We start from the raw sequence: 17,094 nt of genomic DNA, 5'->3' as shown, positions 1-17,094 counted from the left end.
TAGGGTAAAGCCAACAGTCTGATTGGGAGGAATTATTCATGAATATCATTTGGCTGGGCCACGGCAGTTTCCGCATCGAAACCGGAGGACAAGTGCTGTTGATCGACCCGTGGCTGACCGGTAATCCGGTTCTGCCCGAAGACCAGCACGACGCGGCGCTGGATGGTGCGACACATATCCTTCTGACGCATACGCATTTCGACCATGTGGTTGATGTTGTCTCGCTGGCAAAGCGCCTCAAGATTCCGGTAGTCGGCCAATACGATCTGATGGGGTATTGGAGCGAAGCTGAAGAGATCGAGACCGTTGGCTTCAACAAAGGTGGCACGGTCAACCTGAACGGCGTGATGGTGTCTATGGTTCCGGCCTCACACAGCTCGACCTTTTCCACTCCCGACGGCCTGCGTACCGGTGGCAGCGAAGTTGGGTTCATGATCGCGGGCGATGGTCACATGCTCTATGTGTCGGGGGACACGGACATCATGGCCGATATGGACTGGATGGGCGATTATTATAAACCCGATATTGGGATCCTGTCAGCGGGTGGGCATTTCACTATGGATATGAAAGGCGCTGCTTATGCCGCGCAGCGGTATTTCAACTTCAAAACCGTGATTCCCTGCCACTACAAGACCTTCCCGATCCTGGAACAATCTGCCCAGACGCTGATCGAAGGACTGCCCGGTGTCGATGTAATTGAACCCGAGGTGATGAAACCTATCACGCTTTAGGATCACGTCGCGTGGCAAAGAAGGTCTTCAGCAAGTCGGCGGCCTCTTGCCCCGCGATACCATCGTAAACCTCGGGCGCGTGATGCGCCTGAGGATGCGTGAACACACGCGCCCCATGCGCCACCCCGCCCGATTTCGGATCGGCCGCACCATAGTAAATGCGCCGGATACGCGCCGCAGACAAAGCGGCAGCGCACATCGCGCAAGGCTCCAGCGTCACATAGAGGTCATGATCGGGTAGCCTCTCGGACCCCACCTCAGCACAAGCCGCACGCAGAGCCAGAATCTCGGCATGCGCCGTTGGGTCGTTTAGTTCGCGCGTGCGGTTGCCCGCCGCAGCCACCACTTGGTCGCCCTGCACGATGACAGCGCCCACCGGAACCTCTCCACGATCGGCAGCTGCGCGGGCCTGTTCCAGCGCGATGTTCATAAAGGACTTGAAAGTCATGCCTCTGACTGCATCAGAAACCTGTCTTTCGCAAGCCGGCGGGATGCGCTATGGGCTGCGGATGACCAAAACCCCTCCTCCCGGCGACCGGATCGCCAAAGTGCTTGCCCGCGCGGGCGTCGCCTCGCGCCGTGAAGCTGAACGCATGATCGAAGCCGGTCGTGTGACCGTGAATGGCAAGGCCATCACCAGCCCCGCCTTGAATGTCACCAGCAAGGACCGGATCACTGTGGATGGCAAGCCGGTGTCCGAACCGGAACCCTCGCGCCTGTGGCTGTATCACAAGCCCTCCGGATTGGTGACGACAACGCGCGATGAAAAGGGTCGCGCGACGATCTTCGACAACCTGCCCGAGGACATGCCCCGCGTCATGAGTGTCGGGCGGCTGGACTTGAATTCCGAAGGCTTGCTGCTGTTGACCAATGATGGCGGCATCAAGCGCAAGCTGGAACTGCCCTCAACTGGCTGGCTGCGCAAATACCGCGTGCGGGTGAACGGTCGCCCCAAGGACGAAGATTTTGCCCCTTTGCGCAAGGGCTTGGTGATCGACGGTGAGCGCTTCCTGCCCATGGATGTCTCGCTGGACCGCCAGCAGGGCGCCAATGCCTGGCTCACCATCGGGCTGCGCGAAGGCAAGAACCGCGAAATCCGCCGCGCGATGGAAGATATCGGCTATGCCGTGAACCGCTTGCTGCGTGTGTCTTACGGCCCGTTTCAGCTGGGTAATCTAAAGCCGGGCGAGGTCGAGGAAATTCGCCGCCGCGTCATGCGTGACCAGCTTGGACTGGACCCCGCACCCGAAGCCCCGGTCAAACGCCCGACCAGACCTCAGCGAAACAGGCCACCGGTCGGCAAGAAATCACGCAAGTGACGCGGGTTAGGCAACCTTCCCCCTAGCGCCAAGGCCCCTCATGCCCTAAATTTTCCGTGAGCATTGTCATTGGGGGCTCTCATGTCCGGCACCGGAGTACAGAAACTGGCCTATGCCGCCCTTTTGGCACTGTTATTTGGTGTTTGCACCGGCCTTCTAGGGGGGCTGTAGACCATGGCCAAAAGATTTGGCGGAAAATACAGCCCGTCAGGTGACGCATCCACGTCCGAGAGCGGGTCGCGCGGGCAGTTCGACGGCGCACGGGTCGAACCTGCCGGTGCGCGCGCCAATCTGTTGTTTCTACCCGCCATCCCATTGGTGTTTTTGTCCCTGAACGATGGTGCCATCGGCATGACCGTCGGGTTGATCGCCGCCGCAACCCTGACCGGAGCTGCCTTCTTACTGCGCGAAGGGCTGCGGGCCGAGGCCGCCTATAACGCGCGCCGCACAGCGCGGCGTCCGGCGATTCCGCGAAAGATCTTTGCCAGCGTCCTGACTGGGCTTGGCACAGCGCTGGCCGCCTACCGCTCGGAACTGGTGGATGCAGCGGCTCAGGCGAGCTTGCTCGCCCCCGTTCTTTTCGGAGCAGCCGCGACAGCACTGCACGCGGTGTCCTTTGGACTTGACCCGCTGAAAGACAAGGGGATGGAGGGGGTCGATACCTTCCAGCAAGATCGCGTGGCGCGGGTTGTGGAAGATGCTGAAAAGCACCTGACCGAGATGACCGACGCCATCAAGCGCGCAGGCGACCGCCGGATCGAGGCGCGGGTCGAGCAATTTCAGGACACCGCCCGCGATCTGTTTCGTACGGTCGAGGATGACCCGCGTGACCTGTCGGGCGCGCGCAAATATCTGACCGTCTATTTGCAAGGCGCACGGGATGCGACCGTCAAATTTGCCGATGTCTATGCCCGCACGCGGGATGCGCAGGCGCTGGCCGATTTCACGGCCCTGCTGGACGATCTGGAGCAGAATTTCGCGGCCCGAACCCGCAAGATGCTTTTGGATGACCGCAGCGATCTGACGGTTGAAATTGACGTGCTGCGCGAACGGTTGCAGCGCGAAGGCGTCCGGTTGAAATGATCAGCCGGATTTTTTGAGAAAGGATTTCCCATGTCCGACGACATTAAGAACAAGGCGGTTGAAGCCGAAACACTGGTACAAGAGGTCACCGCTGTGACCCTACCCGAACCCCAGTCCGAAGTTGTCCCGCTGGAAGAAGCGGACGATCCGATCAAGGCCGAAATCCGCACCCGAATGGATGAGATCGACATGGACAACACGAACTCGATCGTGTCCTTCGGATCGTCGGCGCAGGCGGAATTGCAAGAGATCAGCCAGGCGATGCTGGCCGACGTGCGCAACAAGGATGTGGGCCCCGCTGGTGACAGTTTGCGCAACATCGTTACCACGATCCGAGGTTTTTCCGTCAGCGAGTTGGACGTGCGCCGCGAACGCAGCTGGTGGGAAAAGCTGATGGGCAAAGCTGCTCCGTTCGCCAAGTTCACCGCCCAGTATGAAGAGGTTCAGGGTCAGATCGACCGCATCACCGATGACCTTTTGGCGCACGAACATACGCTGCTGAAAGACATCAAATCCCTCGATCTGCTCTATGAAAAGACACTGGGCTTTTACGACGAGCTGGCGCTTTACATTGCGGCAGGCGAGGAAAAGCTGACCGAGCTGGACAGCCATGACATCCCCGAAAAAGAGGCCGCCGTCCAGGACGCGCCGGAAGACGAACAAGTCATGCGCGCGCAAGAACTGCGCGACCTGCGCGCCGCACGGGATGATCTGGAACGCCGCGTGCATGACCTGAAACTGACCCGGCAGGTAACGATGCAGTCCCTGCCTTCGATCCGGTTGGTGCAAGAAAACGACAAGTCCTTGGTGACTAAGATCAATTCGACCTTGGTGAACACCGTACCGCTGTGGGAAACGCAGTTGGCGCAAGCTGTCACGATCCAACGCAGCGCCGAGGCGGCCTCGGCCGTGCGTGAGGCCAACGACCTGACCAATGAATTGCTTACTTCGAACGCCGCCAATCTGCGCCAGTCGAACAAGATGATCCGCGAAGAGATGGAACGCGGCGTGTTCGACATCGAAGCTGTGAAACAGGCCAATGCCGATCTCATCGGCACCATCAACGAAAGCCTCGCCATCGCGGATGAGGGCAAGGCGAAACGCGCTACCGCCGAGCAGGAATTGCAGAAGATGGAGACCGAGTTGCGCGACACGCTGGCCGCCGCTAAGGCCCGCAAGGATGGGATCGGCGACAATGCCGGTACCGCCGTACCGGGCTGATTCGCGTGACCCTACGCGCCCTGGTCAAACCTGCTCTTGGGCTGGCTGCGTTGCTGGCCCTGGCCAATTGTGACGAGGCCCTAACCACGTCTGTGGCACCGCAAGCCCCTGCGGCACCGGCGCTCCCCGCGGCCAATGCCTATGTGCCGCCCTCAGCGGCCAGTCAGGATCTGGCCCGGTTCTATCAGCGGGTTGAGGGCGATCTGCTGACCCGAGGGATGCTGCGCATTGACGGCGGCGGGCCCGATACGCCCTATGACGCGGACGATCTGGCGCGCAATTTCGAGGCTATTGCCTTTTACAGCGAATATCCCGACCACACGGTGACGATCCGCAGCCCGCAAACGGACGGGCGTCTCAGCCGTTGGGCAGGCCCGGTGCGCATACAGTCTGAATTTGCCCCTTCGGTGGCCCCAGACACACGCGTGGCTGATGCGGCACTGGTCGATGCTTTTGCCACACGGCTGGCGCGGGTGACGGGGCATCCAATTTCGGTCGTGACGCGCAAACCCAACTTCCATGTCTTCTTTGCGGGTAAGGATGACAGTGCCTATGTGGTCAAACGCCTGAAAGAGCTGGTGCCGGGGATCAGCGCGCCGCTGCTGGATCTGGTGGCCAATCCGCGTTCGAATATCGACTGTCTGGTTTTTGCCTCGCAAACCCCGAGTGCGCCTTTCAAATTCGTGCGCGCGGTCACGCTGATCCGGGCCGAGCTGCCGGATCTGACCCGGCTTAGCTGCATTCATGAAGAGATCGCGCAAGGTTTGGGTCTGTCTAATGACAGCCCAGCGGCGCGACCGTCGATTTTCAACGACGACGACGAATTCGCGCTGTTGACCAGCCATGACGAGAAACTTTTGACCATGCTTTATGATCCGCGCCTGAAACCCGGCGTGTCCGCCGAAGACGCGCGCCCCGTGGTGCGGATCATTGCGCGTGAATTGATGGGCCAGCCGCTTTAGGCCCAAGAAAAGGAGACCCCAATGGGCATTTTCGATTTTCTGACCGGAGAATTCATTGACGTCATTCACTGGGTCGACGACACCCGCGACACCATGGTCTGGCGGTTCGAGCGTGAAGGCCACGAGATCAAATACGGCGCCAAGCTGACAGTGCGCGAAGGTCAGGCCGCCGTTTTCGTGCATGAGGGGCAGCTGGCAGATGTGTTCACCCCGGGTCTTTATATGCTTGAGACCAACAACATGCCGATCCTGACGACCTTGCAGCATTGGGATCACGGCTTTCAATCTCCGTTCAAGTCCGAGGTCTATTTCGTCAACACGACCCGGTTCAACGACCTGAAATGGGGCACCAAGAACCCGATCATGCTGCGTGACCCCGAGTTCGGACCCACGCGCATTCGGGCTTTCGGTACCTATACGGTTCGGATCAAGGACCCCGCAAAGTTCATGGTCGAGATTGTGGGCACAGATGGCGAATTCACCATGGATGAGATCAGCTTTCAGATCCGCAACATCATCGTGCAGGAATTCAGCCGCGTGATTGCGGGCTCGGGCATTCCGGTTCTGGACATGGCCGCCAACACCGCCGATCTGGGTAAACTGATCGCCGCCGAAGTCTCGCCCGTGCTGGATGGCTATGGGCTGGAGATGCCAGAGTTTTACATCGAGAACATCTCATTGCCGCCGGCGGTCGAGGCGGCGCTGGATAAGCGAACCTCAATGGGGTTGGCGGGCGATCTGGGCAAGTTCACCCAGTATTCCGCAGCCGAGGCTATGACGGCAGCTGCCAACAACCCTAGTCAGAGCGGCGGCATGGGCGCGGGTCTTGGCATGGGAATGGGAATGGCCATGGCGCAGCAGATGTCAAACATGGCAGCGGGTCAGCCGGGCGGCCCGTGGGGCAGTTCCGCCCCCGCTGCCCCGCAACCCTCGGCGCATGTGACACCCCCGCCTCCGCCGCCGGTCGAGCATGTCTGGCATATCGCCGTGGATGGTCAAACCAGCGGACCGTTTTCCAAAGCCAAGATGGGTCGCATGGCCGCTGACGGAGAGCTAACGCGCGACACCTACGTCTGGACCGCCGGTCAGGATGGCTGGAAAAAGGCCGGTGACGTGCAGGAGCTGGCGCAGCTGTTCACGATCCTGCCGCCCCCACCGCCGGGGGCGTGAATTTTTCGTAGGGCTGTTAAATGACAGAAGAACACCGTTTCCCCTGTGACCAATGCGGCGCGGATTACCGTTTCAACCCGACCGACGGATCCCTGACCTGCGACCATTGCGGCCATTCCGAGGCCATCGGCGCAGGACCGTGGGGCGGGGCCAGTCTGAAAGAACTGGATTTCGACGCCGCCATCGCCGACCGCTTGCCTGACAGCGAGATCGAGGAAACCCGCGTTCTGTCCTGCCCGAACTGCGCCGCTCAGGTCGAGTTTGATCCAGACACCCACGCGGCGGAATGCCCGTTCTGTGCGACGCCGGTGGTGACGGATACCGGCGTGAACCGACATATCAAGCCGCGCGGCGTTCTGCCCTTTGCACTGGAGGAACGCGCCGCCCATGCTGCCATGACCGAATGGTTGGGCCGGCTGTGGTTTGCGCCCAACGGGTTGAAAGACTATGCCCGCAAGGGGCGTAAGATGCAGGGAATTTATGTACCCTACTGGACCTTTGACGCGGACACCAAATCCTCTTATCGGGGTGAGCGGGGCACGGTTTATTATGAAACCCGAACGGTCATGCGCGACGGCAAGCGCGTGCAGCAGCGGGTGGCCAAGGTGCGGTGGTCGCCGAAATCCGGCCGTGTCGCGCGGTTCTTTGACGATGTGCTGGTTTTGGCGTCTCAATCCTTGCCCAAATCATATACCGACGCCCTGGAACCATGGGATCTGCCCGCGCTTGAACCTTACCAGCCTGAGTATCTGGCTGGATTTCGGGCAGAGGCCTACACGGTCGAGCTGCGTGAAGGCTATGGGCAGGCCCGCGCGCATATGGCCCGCGTGATCGAACGCGACGTGCGGTTTGATATCGGCGGCGACCGTCAGCGCATCCATGCGGTCGACACCGATGTGCGCGATGTCACCTTCAAACATATCCTGCTGCCGGTCTGGATGGCCGCGTATAAGTTCCGGGGCAAGACCTATCGGTTTGTCGTGAACGGCCGCACTGGGCGCGTTCAAGGCGAACGCCCCTGGTCTGCGATTAAGGTCACGATTGCTGTTACACTGGGCCTGCTGGTTGCGGCCGGGGTCGGTTACTTGGTGGCAACGGGCCAGCAATAGCAAACAACCGGGTCGGTGTTTTAATCGCTTGAACATCCCAAGCGCAGGCGTCATCTTGCGCGTCGTCAACACCGAAGGGGAGGTCAGTGTGACGCTATCCGATCTGAACAGATTGCTGGACCAGCGCCATTCCTGCCGTGCGTTTCGCTCCGATCCCGTTCCGAAAGAGCAGATCGAACAGATCCTGACCAGCGCAGCCCGCGTGCCCAGCTGGTGCAATGCGCAACCCTGGCAGGTCACTGTCACCAGCGGGGCTGAAACCGACGCCTTCCGCAAGGCGTTGCAAGACGAGGTTCAAACTGCCTCACACGAACCCGACCTGCCGTTCCCGACCTCTTATTCCGGCGTCTATCGGGACCGCCGACGCGAATGTGGCTGGGCGCTGTACGAGGCAGTCGGGGTACAGCGCGGCGACCGCGCCGCATCTGCCGAACAGATGATGCAGAATTTCGCGCTGTTTGGTGCGCCGCATTGCGCGATCATTTCAAGCCCGCTCGAGCTTGGATCTTACGGCGCGCTGGATTGTGGCGGGTTCGTTACCGCATTCACCCTTGCGGCGCAGGCCTTGGGGGTGGCGACCATTCCACAGGCGGCACTGGCCAGCTATAGCCCGTTCCTGCACCGTTATTTCGATATTGCCGACGACCGCTTGATCCTGTGTGCGATCTCGTTTGGCTATGCCGACACCGATCACCCCGCAAATTGCTTCCGAACCGCCCGCGCCGCCCCCGAGGCATTTGTGAACTGGGTCGGGTAATCGCGATACTAATACCTACGGAGAAAAATTTTGCGCGCAGTTCTACAACGGGTCAGCCATGCCAGCGTTTCAGTCGATGGCACTGTCATCGGGCAGTGCGGTCAAGGGATGATGATACTGGTTTGCGCCATGCAGGGCGATGACGAGGCGCAGGCCGGCCAGCTTGCCGCCAAAATCTCGAAACTGCGGATATTCAAGGATGACGCGGGTAAAATGAACCGGTCGTTGTTGGATATCGGTGGCTCGGCACTTGTGATCAGCCAGTTCACGCTGGCCGCTGATGCGTCCCGCGGGAACCGGCCCGGCTTTTCCGAGGCTGCCCCGCCCGAGGTTGGAAAGCACCTGTATGAAACCTTCGCGCAACAACTGAGCGATCACGGCATCCCCGTTGAATCCGGTCAGTTCGGCGCGGATATGGCCGTTGAGCTGGTCAATGACGGGCCGGTCACGATTTGGATGGAAAACTGATGGAGCGAACAGAAAAAGCCCTGCGGATCTGGAACGCCGGAGTGGAGGCCGTGGGTGGCTATGCCGCGACGAAGGCGGTTCTGGGCGATATCGAAAAGCCTGATCAGATACTAGCCGTGGGCAAACCTGCGGCGTCGATGGCGCTTGCTGCGCTGGAGCATTTTGGCACAGTCCCGACGCTGGTCGTAACCAAGGATGACCATGCAGGCGACCTGCCCGACCACGTGCAGGTCATCGAAGCCTCGCACCCAGTGCCCGACGCGCGCAGTCTGGAAGGCGGGCGGGCGCTACGCGAATCGGTCGAGGGTCTGTCGACTGATGCGCATCTGCTGCTGCTGGTCTCGGGCGGTGCGTCCTCATTGGCTGAGGATCTGGTGCCGGGCAAAACGCTGGACGATCTGGCTCAGCTCAACAAACAACTGCTGTCGCAGGGGCTAGACATCACCGCGATGAACGCCCAGCGCCGCAAGCTTTCGCGGATCAAGGGGGGCGGGTTGTTGTCCCATTTCACGGGTCGCAAGGCGACTGTATTGGCGATCTCGGACGTGCCCGGCGACGATCTGAATGTGATCGGCTCGGGGATCGGCGTCTTGCCCGTGACCCGCGATTTTGAAGCAACGGCGCAGATCGTGGCCTCCAACGCCCATGCCCGCGCGGCGGCGGCCAGGCAGGCCAAGGCCGAGGGCGCGCGTGTCATCGCCAATGAAGAAGCGCTGCATGACGACTATCAGGCGGTTGCGACAGCTCTTGGCCCTCGCCTGCGCGATATGCCGACAGGCGTGATGGTGTTAGGGGGCGAACCGACCGTCGTCCTGCCCGAAACCCCCGGGCGCGGTGGGCGCAATCAGGCGCTTGCGCTGGCTTTGGCCAAGGAGATCGCGGGGGCCAAGGGGCTGACGGTAATCGTTGGCGGTACCGATGGCACCGATGGCCCGACACAGGCCGCTGGGGGCATCGTCGACGGAACCACATGGGGCGATGACGCGGAACACGCGCTGCGCGATGCCGACAGCGGCAGCTTTCTGGAAAAGGCCAGGGCGCTGTTGGTGACAGGTCCGACCGGGACGAATGTTATGGACCTGCTTGTCGCAATCCGCGATTGAATTGACGATTTTCATGACACACCCAAAACCCAAGGCCCTGACACTCAGACCATGACCAGCCCTTCAAACACGTTGCGCGAGATCGAAGACCTTCCCGATGTTGGCATTCAAATGCCTGATGGCTGCCGCCTCTCGGCGCGGGTCTGGTGTCCGGTGGATGCCCATGATGCACCGGTCCCGGCCATTCTGGAATTCCTTCCCTACCGCAAACGCGACAGCACCGCGACGCGCGATGCGCTGACCCATCCGTGGTTTGCCAAGCGCGGCTATGCCTGCATCCGCGTGGACATGCGCGGCAATGGCGACAGCGAAGGGTTGATGGAGGACGAATACACCCAGCAAGAGCTGGACGACGCGGTTTCGACCATCCAATGGCTGACCGAACAACCTTGGTGCACCGGCCATGTGGGAATGATGGGGATCAGCTGGGGCGGTTTCAATTCGTTGCAAGTGGCCGCCATGCAGCCCGAGGCGCTGAAGGCGATCATAACCCTCTGCTCGACTGCCGACCGATATGCGGATGACATTCACTATAAGGGCGGTTGCCTGCTGAATGAAAACTTGGGCTGGGGGGCCACCATGTGGTCCTATTCCTCGCGCGCGCCCGACCCGGCGCTGCGCTCGAACTGGCGCGAGCTATGGCTTGAACGGCTTGAGAATGAACCCTTCTTGCCCTCGGTTTGGCTGCGCCATCAGACGCGGGATAGCTATTGGCAGCACGGATCGGTTTGCGAAGATTTCAGCGACATCCGTGCGGCAACCTTAGCCGTCGGTGGCTGGGGGGATGCCTACAAAAATACGGTACCTCTGCTGGTCGAACAGCTTGCCGCCCCGGTCAAAGGCATCGTCGGCCCCTGGGTGCATAAATACCCTCATTTCGCGGTGCCCGAACCCCGGATCGGGTTCCTGCAAGAGGCACTGCGGTGGTGGGACCACTGGCTGAAAGGTGCGGATACCGGCGTGGATCAGGACCCCGACTATCGCGCCTATCTGATGGATGGGGTGCGACCGCAACGTTGGTACACCGAGCGCCCCGGCCGCTGGATTACCGAAGACAAAGGCGCAACCACGCATCTGCCAATTCAGACGCTGGACTTGGCGGATAACGGGCTTGGCACCGCAGGCACATTGGACGCACGCATCCGGTCTCCACAAACTTGCGGGATGGAAAGCGGCGAATACTGCGCGATCTGGCTGGGCCCCGACATGCCCGGCGATCAACGCGCGGACGACGCGCTGTCCGCGTGTTTCGACAGTGCCCCGCTGGCCGACGATATGGATGTCGTGGGTGCCCCCCACCTGCGGCTACAGATAAGCGCAGACCGGCCACACGCCCAGTTGGCTGTGCGACTGAACCATATCCACCCCGACGGTGCCTCGACGCGCATCACCTATGGGGTGCTGAACCTGTCCCATCGAGATAGCCACGCAACGCCGTCGCCGTTGACCTCCGGTGAAACCTATGAGGTCAAGCTGGATTTGGATCACATTGCGTACCGCGTGCCCAAGGGGCACCGGTTGCGGGTTGCGATCTCCAGCGCCTATTGGCCCTTGATTTGGCCCACGCCCGAAGCCGCCGAGTTGCATTTGACTCAAGGTACGATTGACATCCCCGTCCGCCCCTCAACCGTTGACGAATGGGTGTTTCAACCGCCCGAATCCGAAACTCCGCGCGATGTCACCACTTTACGTCCCGACAAAAATGCGCGACGGGTCGAGGTGGACATGAACACCGGCGAAACCCATCTGATCATCGAAGATGATTTCGGCCTGATCACCGACAACCATCACGACCTGACCCATGGTAGCACGGCCACAGAACGGTGGTCGATCCATCCCGACGACCCGCTGTCAGCACGCGGCCATTGCCTTTGGACGCAAGAAATGCAGCGTGATGACATCCTCCTGCGGACAGAGACATCCTGTACGATGTGGTCGGACGCGGAAAACTTCTACCTCCGTGCCGAGCTAAAGGCCTACGAAGGGCAAGACCTGATCTTTTCGAAAGAGCTGGAGGATGAAATTCCGCGCAATCACATGTGACGCGGCACCTGCCGGGGCCAAGATTAACCCTTGCCCGTCAGGACGAATTCCGCCTATTTTGACTCATGCGTCAATAAAAAGCCCTCAAGGGCAGAATCCAATCAACCGGGAGACCATAATGAACGAACAACTCACTCACATGACCAAACAGGTCACCGCGGGCAAGCTGACCCGCCGCGAATTCATGGGGAAAGCAGCGGCTCTGGGTGTTTCGGCAGCCATGGCCAGCACCATTTTTGCCGACGCGGCGCGCGCGGCGGGCCCGAAAAAGGGCGGTGATCTGAAGCTGGGCCTTCAGGGCGGCGAATCCACCAACTCGCTAGACCCGGCCACATATGCCAGCTCGGTTCCGTTTGCGAACGGCAAACAGTTCGGCGACACACTGATCGAAGTTGCCCCCGATGGCTCGATTGAGCCGCGCGTAGCCGAAAGCGTCGAAGGCAGCGCGGACGCCAAGGTCTGGACGTTCAAACTGCGTCAGGGGGTTGAGTTCCACAACGGCAAGACCATGACCAGCGAAGACGTGCTGAAAACCATGGAGCGCCACTCGAACGAAGATTCCAAGTCTGGTGCTTTGGGCATCATGAAGGGCATCGAGTCGATGAAGGCCGATGGCGAGTATTTCCAGGTCACGTTGTCCGAAGCGAATGCCGACCTGCCTTATCTTCTGGCCGATTATCACCTGATCATCCAGCCCGATGGCGGCATGGACAACCCGGCCGCCGGTATCGGCACAGGCCCCTACCAGCTTGAGGTAGATGAGCCGGGCGTGCGCCACGTCTTCAAGAAATTCGCCAACCACTGGAACAGCGATTTCGGTAATTTCGACAGTGTCGAAGTGGTCGTGATCAACGACGCAACTGCCCGTACTGCCGCTCTGCAATCGGGCCAGGTTCACGCGATCAACCGGGTCGAACCCAAAGTCGCTGGCTTGTTGGGCCGCGCGCCCAATCTGACCGTGCATTCGACCGCCGGTCGCGGGCATTACGTGTTCATCATGCATTGCGACACCGCACCGTTCGACAACAACGAGCTGCGTCTGGCGCTGAAATATGCGATCAACCGGCAGGAACTGGTCGACAAGGTTCTGCGTGGCTATGGCTCGATCGGGAATGACATGCCGATCAACGCAGCTTACCCTCTGTTCGACGGATCGATCCCGCAGCGTGAGTTCAGTGTCGAAAAAGCGGCCGAGCACTATAAGAAATCCGGTCATGACGGCTCGCCCATCATTCTGCGCGTGGCCGATGGCGCCTTCCCAGGTGCCGTGGACGCCGCCGCGTTGTTCCAGCAAACCGCCACTCAGGCCGGTATCCCGCTGGAGATCAAGCGTGAACCCAACGATGGCTACTGGTCCGAGGTTTGGAACGTTCAGCCCTTCTGCGCGTCCTATTGGGGTGGCCGTCCGGTGCAGGATCAGATGTACTCGACCGCGTATCTGTCCAGCGCCGACTGGAACGACACGCGCTTCAAGGTTCCGGCCTTTGATGAGATGTTGTTCCAGGCCCGTGCCGAACTGGATACTGACAAGCGCAAAGACATCTACAGTCAGATGGGCCAGATGGTCCGCGACGAAGGCGGTCTGATCTGTCCGATGTTCAACGACTTTGTCGAAGGCGTCAGCAACCAGCTGGAAGGGTGGGAGACCGACCCGACCCAAGAGCTGATGAACGGCCAGATGTCGCGTAAGATGTGGTTCGCCTGATAGGGACCACGGATCATGCATCCTATTGTCAAATTGGTTTCCCAGCGCGTTGCGCTGGGACTCCTCTTGCTGCTCGGCGCTTCGGCCCTGATTTTTGGCCTGACCGAAGCCCTTCCCGGAGACGCCGCGCAAGCCGTCCTGGGGCAGTCCGCAACCCCTGAATCTCTGGCAAACCTGCGCGAGGAAATGGGCCTCAACCGCCCTGCCCTGACCCGCTATTTCGAGTGGCTGGGGGGTATTTTACAGGGCGATCTGGGACAATCACTGACCAACAAGCTGGATATCGCTGAAAGCATCGGCAAACGTTTGGGCAATACCCTGTTTTTGGCCTGTGCCGCCGCAGTCGTGTCGGTTCCGCTTGCGATCTTTTTGGGTCTTCTGGCCGTCCGGTTCCGCAATCGCTGGCCGGATAAACTGATTTCTGCGATCACCCTGACCACGGTTTCGATACCGGAATTCCTGATCGGCTACGTGGTGATCTACTTCGTCTCGGTGAAACTGGGATGGTTCTCATCGCTGGCGATGATTAACGAGTCGATGTCATTCGGTCAAAAACTGAACGCCATCGCCCTGCCCGCCTTCGTGCTGACTCTGGTGGTTCTGGCGCAGATGATGCGCATGACCCGCGCCGCGATCCTGAACCTGATGCAATCGGCCTATATCGAAACGGCCGAGTTGAAGGGCCTGTCGAACTTTCAGGTCATTGCCCGGCATGCGTTTCCCAATGCAATTTCACCAATCGTCAACGTCGTGATGCTGAACCTGGCCTATCTGGTCGTGGGCGTCGTCGTGGTTGAGGTGGTGTTCGTTTATCCCGGCATGGGCCAGTATCTGGTCGACTCGGTGACAAAACGTGACGTGCCTGTTGTTCTGGCCTGCGGCGTTGTCTTTGCCGCCGTCTATATCGGGCTGAATATGGTGGCTGACATCGTCTCGATCCTTGCCAACCCAAGACTGAGGCACCCGAAATGATGAAGAATATCCCTATTTCGGCGATGATCGGTCTGTTTTTTACGGGCCTGTATTTCTTCGTCGCCTTCGCCGCCCCGCTGATCGCCCCCTATGGCATGGCCGAGGTCGTCGGCGATGTGTGGGAGCCTTCAAGCTCCGCGCATCTGCTGGGTACCGACAACATCGGTCGCGACCTGCTGACCCGCATGATCTATGGTGGGCGCACGACGATCTTTATCGCCGCGGCCGCTACGATCCTCAGCTTTCTCACCGGCACCTCCCTGGGCCTGCTGGCTGCGGTTCTTGGTGGCTGGGCGGATCAGGTTCTCAGCCGGACGGTTGACCTGATTATGTCGATCCCGACGCTGATCCTGGCCTTGGTCATTCTGGCCATCGTGCCCGTAACCGTTCCGATCCTGATCCTGGTGATGGGCCTGCTGGATGCAACGCGCCCCTACCGCCTGTCGCGCTCGGTCGCGGTGGACATCAACGTCATGGACTATGTCGAGGCCGCCAAGCTGCGCGGAGAAGGACGCTCTTGGGTCATCTTCCGCGAGATCCTGCCCAACGCCCTGTCGCCATTGGTGGCCGAGTTCGGGCTACGGTTCATCTTCATGGTTCTGTTCATCTCGACCCTGTCGTTCCTGGGCCTGGGTGTTCAGCCGCCGCTGGCCGATTGGGGCGGGATCGTGAAGGAAAACAAGGACGGCATCGTCTACGGCATCGGCGCGGCACTGTATCCGGCTGTGGCCATCGCTACGTTGGCGATCTCGGTCAACCTTGTGGCTGACTGGATCTTGAACCGCACCACATCACTGAAAGGAGGCCGGGGATGAGTGAACCGCTTCTCAAAGTCCGTGGCCTCAAGATTGGCGCGACAGTCTATCCGCCAGGCGAAAAGCCCCATGACATCGAAATCGTGCACGGAGTCGATTTTGACCTCGAACGCGGCAAGGTGCTGGGGTTGATCGGTGAATCCGGGGCCGGCAAGTCTACCATCGGTCTTGCCTCGATGGCCTATGGCCGGGGCGGTGTAAAGATCACCGGGGGCGAGGTCTGGGTTAACGGGCGTGATATCCTCAAGTCGTCGCACGGCGATATCCGCAAGTTGCGCGGGGGTGAGGTCACATATGTGTCCCAATCTGCCGCGGCGTCCTTCAACCCAGCCAAGAAGATCATGGATCAGGTGGTTGAGGCCGCAGTTGAGCAGAAAAAGTTCAGCCGGAAAGAAGCCGAAGCCCGCGCGCGTGAGCTGTTCGCTAAGCTGGGTCTGCCGGACCCGGACAATATTGGTAACCGCTACCCGCACCAGGTCTCAGGCGGGCAGTTGCAGCGTTGCATGACGGCACTGGCCCTGTGCCCCGAGCCTGATCTGGTGGTGTTCGACGAACCCACCACGGCGTTGGATGTGACCACGCAGATCGACGTTCTGATGGCTATCAAGGAAGCCATCGCGGATACTGGCGTTGCCGCGCTCTATATCACCCATGACCTTGCCGTCGTTGCGCAGGTGAGCGATGACATCATGGTTTTGCGCATGGGCAACACGGTCGAATACGGCAATACCGACCAGATCATCAACAACCCGCAGGAAGACTATACCAAGGCGCTTGTCTCGGTCCGGTCCATCGAGCATGAGGAGAAACAGCCCACAGCGGAACCGGTGCTGAGCATTGCCGGCATCACTGCGCGCTACAAGGGGCTGAATTTCGACGTGCTGCACAACGTCAATGTTGACCTCCATCCTGGGCAGACACTGGCAGTTGTGGGCGAATCCGGCTCGGGCAAGTCCACGTTGGCGCGGGTGATTACTGGCTTGCTGCCTCCTCGTGAAGGTGAGATCACGTTCAACGGGCGTAAGTTGTCGCCTGACCTCAAGGGACGCACCCGCGAGGACCTGCGCGAGTTGCAGATGATCTACCAGATGGCCGACGTTGCGATGAACCCGCGTCAAACCGTGGGCACCATCATCGGCCGGCCGCTGGAGTTCTACTTCAATATGCGCGGTGCTGAAAAACGCAAGCGGATCGTGGAACTGCTGGATGAAATTGAGCTGGGCGAGAAGTTCATCGACCGCTATCCAGCAGAACTGTCTGGTGGGCAGAAACAGCGTGTCTGCATCGCGCGGTCACTGGCGGCCAAGCCCAAGATGATCATCTGCGACGAGGTCACCTCGGCACTGGATCCGCTGGTGGCGGACGGCATCCTGAAACTGCTTCTGGACCTGCAAAAGATCGAGGACGTGGCCTATCTGTTCATTACCCACGATCTGGCGACAGTCCGTGCGATCAGCGACAGTATCGCGGTGATGTATCAGGGTCGCGTGGTCCGCTATGGCCCGAAATCACAAGTGCTGAGCCCACCGTTCGACGACTACACCGACCTTCTGCTCAGCTCGGTGCCCGAAATGCATCTGGGCTGGCTGGAAGAGGTGGTCGCCCACCGCAAGATGGAAAGCGCCGGGAACTGATC

Annotated in this window: 16 protein-coding genes; 15 read left to right on the top strand and 1 reads right to left on the bottom strand. The window is 60.2% G+C overall.

The features are described 5' to 3' along the window. Positions 1 to 38 precede the first annotated feature (38 nt). The gene (locus ACR3E7_RS01650; RefSeq protein ID WP_480503235.1) at positions 39 to 731 is read left to right on the top strand and encodes a metal-dependent hydrolase; all 693 of its coding nucleotides are present in this window, start codon (positions 39 to 41) and stop codon (positions 729 to 731) included. Here ACR3E7_RS01650 and ACR3E7_RS01645 read toward each other — a convergent pair. Next, complete coding sequence (locus tag ACR3E7_RS01645) at positions 721 to 1,179, bottom strand: nucleoside deaminase (protein WP_480503236.1); 459 nt, start codon at positions 1,177 to 1,179, stop codon at positions 721 to 723. The genes ACR3E7_RS01650 and ACR3E7_RS01645 overlap by 11 nt on opposite strands. Here ACR3E7_RS01645 and ACR3E7_RS01640 point away from each other — a divergent pair. The 14 genes from ACR3E7_RS01640 (at position 1,178) to ACR3E7_RS01575 (ending at position 17,092) form a co-directional block, all read left to right on the top strand. Then, complete coding sequence (locus ACR3E7_RS01640; protein ID WP_170783955.1) at positions 1,178 to 2,050, top strand: pseudouridine synthase; 873 nt, start codon at positions 1,178 to 1,180, stop codon at positions 2,048 to 2,050. The genes ACR3E7_RS01645 and ACR3E7_RS01640 overlap by 2 nt on opposite strands. Before the next feature lie 174 nt (positions 2,051 to 2,224). Beyond that, on the top strand, positions 2,225 to 3,133 hold the full coding sequence (locus ACR3E7_RS01635) for a 5-bromo-4-chloroindolyl phosphate hydrolysis family protein (protein ID WP_480503237.1): 909 nt from the start codon (positions 2,225 to 2,227) through the stop codon (positions 3,131 to 3,133). Between the two features lie 30 nt (positions 3,134 to 3,163). Next, the gene (locus ACR3E7_RS01630) at positions 3,164 to 4,354 is read left to right on the top strand and encodes a toxic anion resistance protein (RefSeq protein ID WP_480503238.1); all 1,191 of its coding nucleotides are present in this window, start codon (positions 3,164 to 3,166) and stop codon (positions 4,352 to 4,354) included. Continuing rightward, a complete protein-coding gene (locus ACR3E7_RS01625; protein ID WP_408015510.1) occupies positions 4,354 to 5,316 on the top strand; it encodes a DUF2927 domain-containing protein in 963 nt (320 codons plus the stop codon). The genes ACR3E7_RS01630 and ACR3E7_RS01625 overlap by 1 nt, the downstream gene beginning before the upstream one ends. Before the next feature lie 21 nt (positions 5,317 to 5,337). Next, a complete protein-coding gene (locus tag ACR3E7_RS01620) occupies positions 5,338 to 6,486 on the top strand; it encodes an SPFH domain-containing protein (RefSeq protein ID WP_480503239.1) in 1,149 nt (382 codons plus the stop codon). A gap of 20 nt (positions 6,487 to 6,506) precedes the next feature. Beyond that, on the top strand, positions 6,507 to 7,595 hold the full coding sequence (locus tag ACR3E7_RS01615; protein WP_480503240.1) for a TFIIB-type zinc finger domain-containing protein: 1,089 nt from the start codon (positions 6,507 to 6,509) through the stop codon (positions 7,593 to 7,595). An 88-nt stretch (positions 7,596 to 7,683) separates the two neighbouring features. Then, positions 7,684 to 8,352 (top strand): nitroreductase, encoded by a 669-nt coding sequence (locus tag ACR3E7_RS01610; RefSeq protein WP_480503241.1) that lies wholly within the window; start codon positions 7,684 to 7,686, stop codon positions 8,350 to 8,352. A 30-nt stretch (positions 8,353 to 8,382) separates the two neighbouring features. Then, positions 8,383 to 8,820 carry a D-aminoacyl-tRNA deacylase gene (dtd, locus tag ACR3E7_RS01605; RefSeq protein WP_480503243.1) on the top strand — a complete coding sequence of 146 codons (438 nt, stop codon included), beginning with the start codon at positions 8,383 to 8,385 and terminating at the stop codon, positions 8,818 to 8,820. Next, complete coding sequence (locus ACR3E7_RS01600) at positions 8,820 to 9,923, top strand: glycerate kinase type-2 family protein (protein ID WP_480503244.1); 1,104 nt, start codon at positions 8,820 to 8,822, stop codon at positions 9,921 to 9,923. The genes dtd and ACR3E7_RS01600 overlap by 1 nt, the downstream gene beginning before the upstream one ends. A gap of 51 nt (positions 9,924 to 9,974) precedes the next feature. Continuing rightward, a complete protein-coding gene (locus ACR3E7_RS01595; protein WP_480503245.1) occupies positions 9,975 to 11,966 on the top strand; it encodes a CocE/NonD family hydrolase in 1,992 nt (663 codons plus the stop codon). Positions 11,967 to 12,084: 118 nt separating this feature from the next. Next, positions 12,085 to 13,671 carry an ABC transporter substrate-binding protein gene (locus tag ACR3E7_RS01590; RefSeq protein ID WP_480503246.1) on the top strand — a complete coding sequence of 529 codons (1,587 nt, stop codon included), beginning with the start codon at positions 12,085 to 12,087 and terminating at the stop codon, positions 13,669 to 13,671. Between the two features lie 15 nt (positions 13,672 to 13,686). Continuing rightward, positions 13,687 to 14,643: an ABC transporter permease gene (locus ACR3E7_RS01585; RefSeq protein ID WP_480503247.1), complete on the top strand. Its 957-nt coding sequence runs from the start codon at positions 13,687 to 13,689 to the stop codon at positions 14,641 to 14,643. Next, entirely contained in the window at positions 14,643 to 15,458 is an 816-nt protein-coding gene (locus ACR3E7_RS01580; RefSeq protein ID WP_480503367.1) for an ABC transporter permease, read from the top strand. Before ACR3E7_RS01585 ends, ACR3E7_RS01580 begins: the two co-directional genes overlap by 1 nt. Next, positions 15,455 to 17,092 (top strand): ABC transporter ATP-binding protein, encoded by a 1,638-nt coding sequence (locus ACR3E7_RS01575; protein ID WP_170783936.1) that lies wholly within the window; start codon positions 15,455 to 15,457, stop codon positions 17,090 to 17,092. The genes ACR3E7_RS01580 and ACR3E7_RS01575 overlap by 4 nt, the downstream gene beginning before the upstream one ends. Positions 17,093 to 17,094 lie beyond the last annotated feature (2 nt).

This window comes from Ruegeria sp. BK1, from assembly GCF_056535645.1.
The sequence above is the reverse complement of the archived record's forward strand: the minus strand, read 5'-3'. Positions and strand labels throughout refer to the sequence as shown.

Coding starts and splice junctions, on each gene's coding strand:
- ACR3E7_RS01585 (WP_480503247.1), top strand. CDS start 13,687: ATGCATCCTATTGTCAAATTGGTTTCCCAGCGCGTTGCGCTGGGACTC.
- ACR3E7_RS01590 (WP_480503246.1), top strand. CDS start 12,085: ATGAACGAACAACTCACTCACATGACCAAACAGGTCACCGCGGGCAAG.
- ACR3E7_RS01580 (WP_480503367.1), top strand. CDS start 14,643: ATGAAGAATATCCCTATTTCGGCGATGATCGGTCTGTTTTTTACGGGC.
- ACR3E7_RS01650 (WP_480503235.1), top strand. CDS start 39: ATGAATATCATTTGGCTGGGCCACGGCAGTTTCCGCATCGAAACCGGA.
- ACR3E7_RS01615 (WP_480503240.1), top strand. CDS start 6,507: ATGACAGAAGAACACCGTTTCCCCTGTGACCAATGCGGCGCGGATTAC.
- ACR3E7_RS01635 (WP_480503237.1), top strand. CDS start 2,225: ATGGCCAAAAGATTTGGCGGAAAATACAGCCCGTCAGGTGACGCATCC.
- ACR3E7_RS01620 (WP_480503239.1), top strand. CDS start 5,338: ATGGGCATTTTCGATTTTCTGACCGGAGAATTCATTGACGTCATTCAC.
- ACR3E7_RS01645 (WP_480503236.1), bottom strand. CDS start 1,179: ATGACTTTCAAGTCCTTTATGAACATCGCGCTGGAACAGGCCCGCGCA.
- ACR3E7_RS01630 (WP_480503238.1), top strand. CDS start 3,164: ATGTCCGACGACATTAAGAACAAGGCGGTTGAAGCCGAAACACTGGTA.
- ACR3E7_RS01640 (WP_170783955.1), top strand. CDS start 1,178: ATGCCTCTGACTGCATCAGAAACCTGTCTTTCGCAAGCCGGCGGGATG.
- ACR3E7_RS01595 (WP_480503245.1), top strand. CDS start 9,975: ATGACCAGCCCTTCAAACACGTTGCGCGAGATCGAAGACCTTCCCGAT.
- ACR3E7_RS01575 (WP_170783936.1), top strand. CDS start 15,455: ATGAGTGAACCGCTTCTCAAAGTCCGTGGCCTCAAGATTGGCGCGACA.
- ACR3E7_RS01600 (WP_480503244.1), top strand. CDS start 8,820: ATGGAGCGAACAGAAAAAGCCCTGCGGATCTGGAACGCCGGAGTGGAG.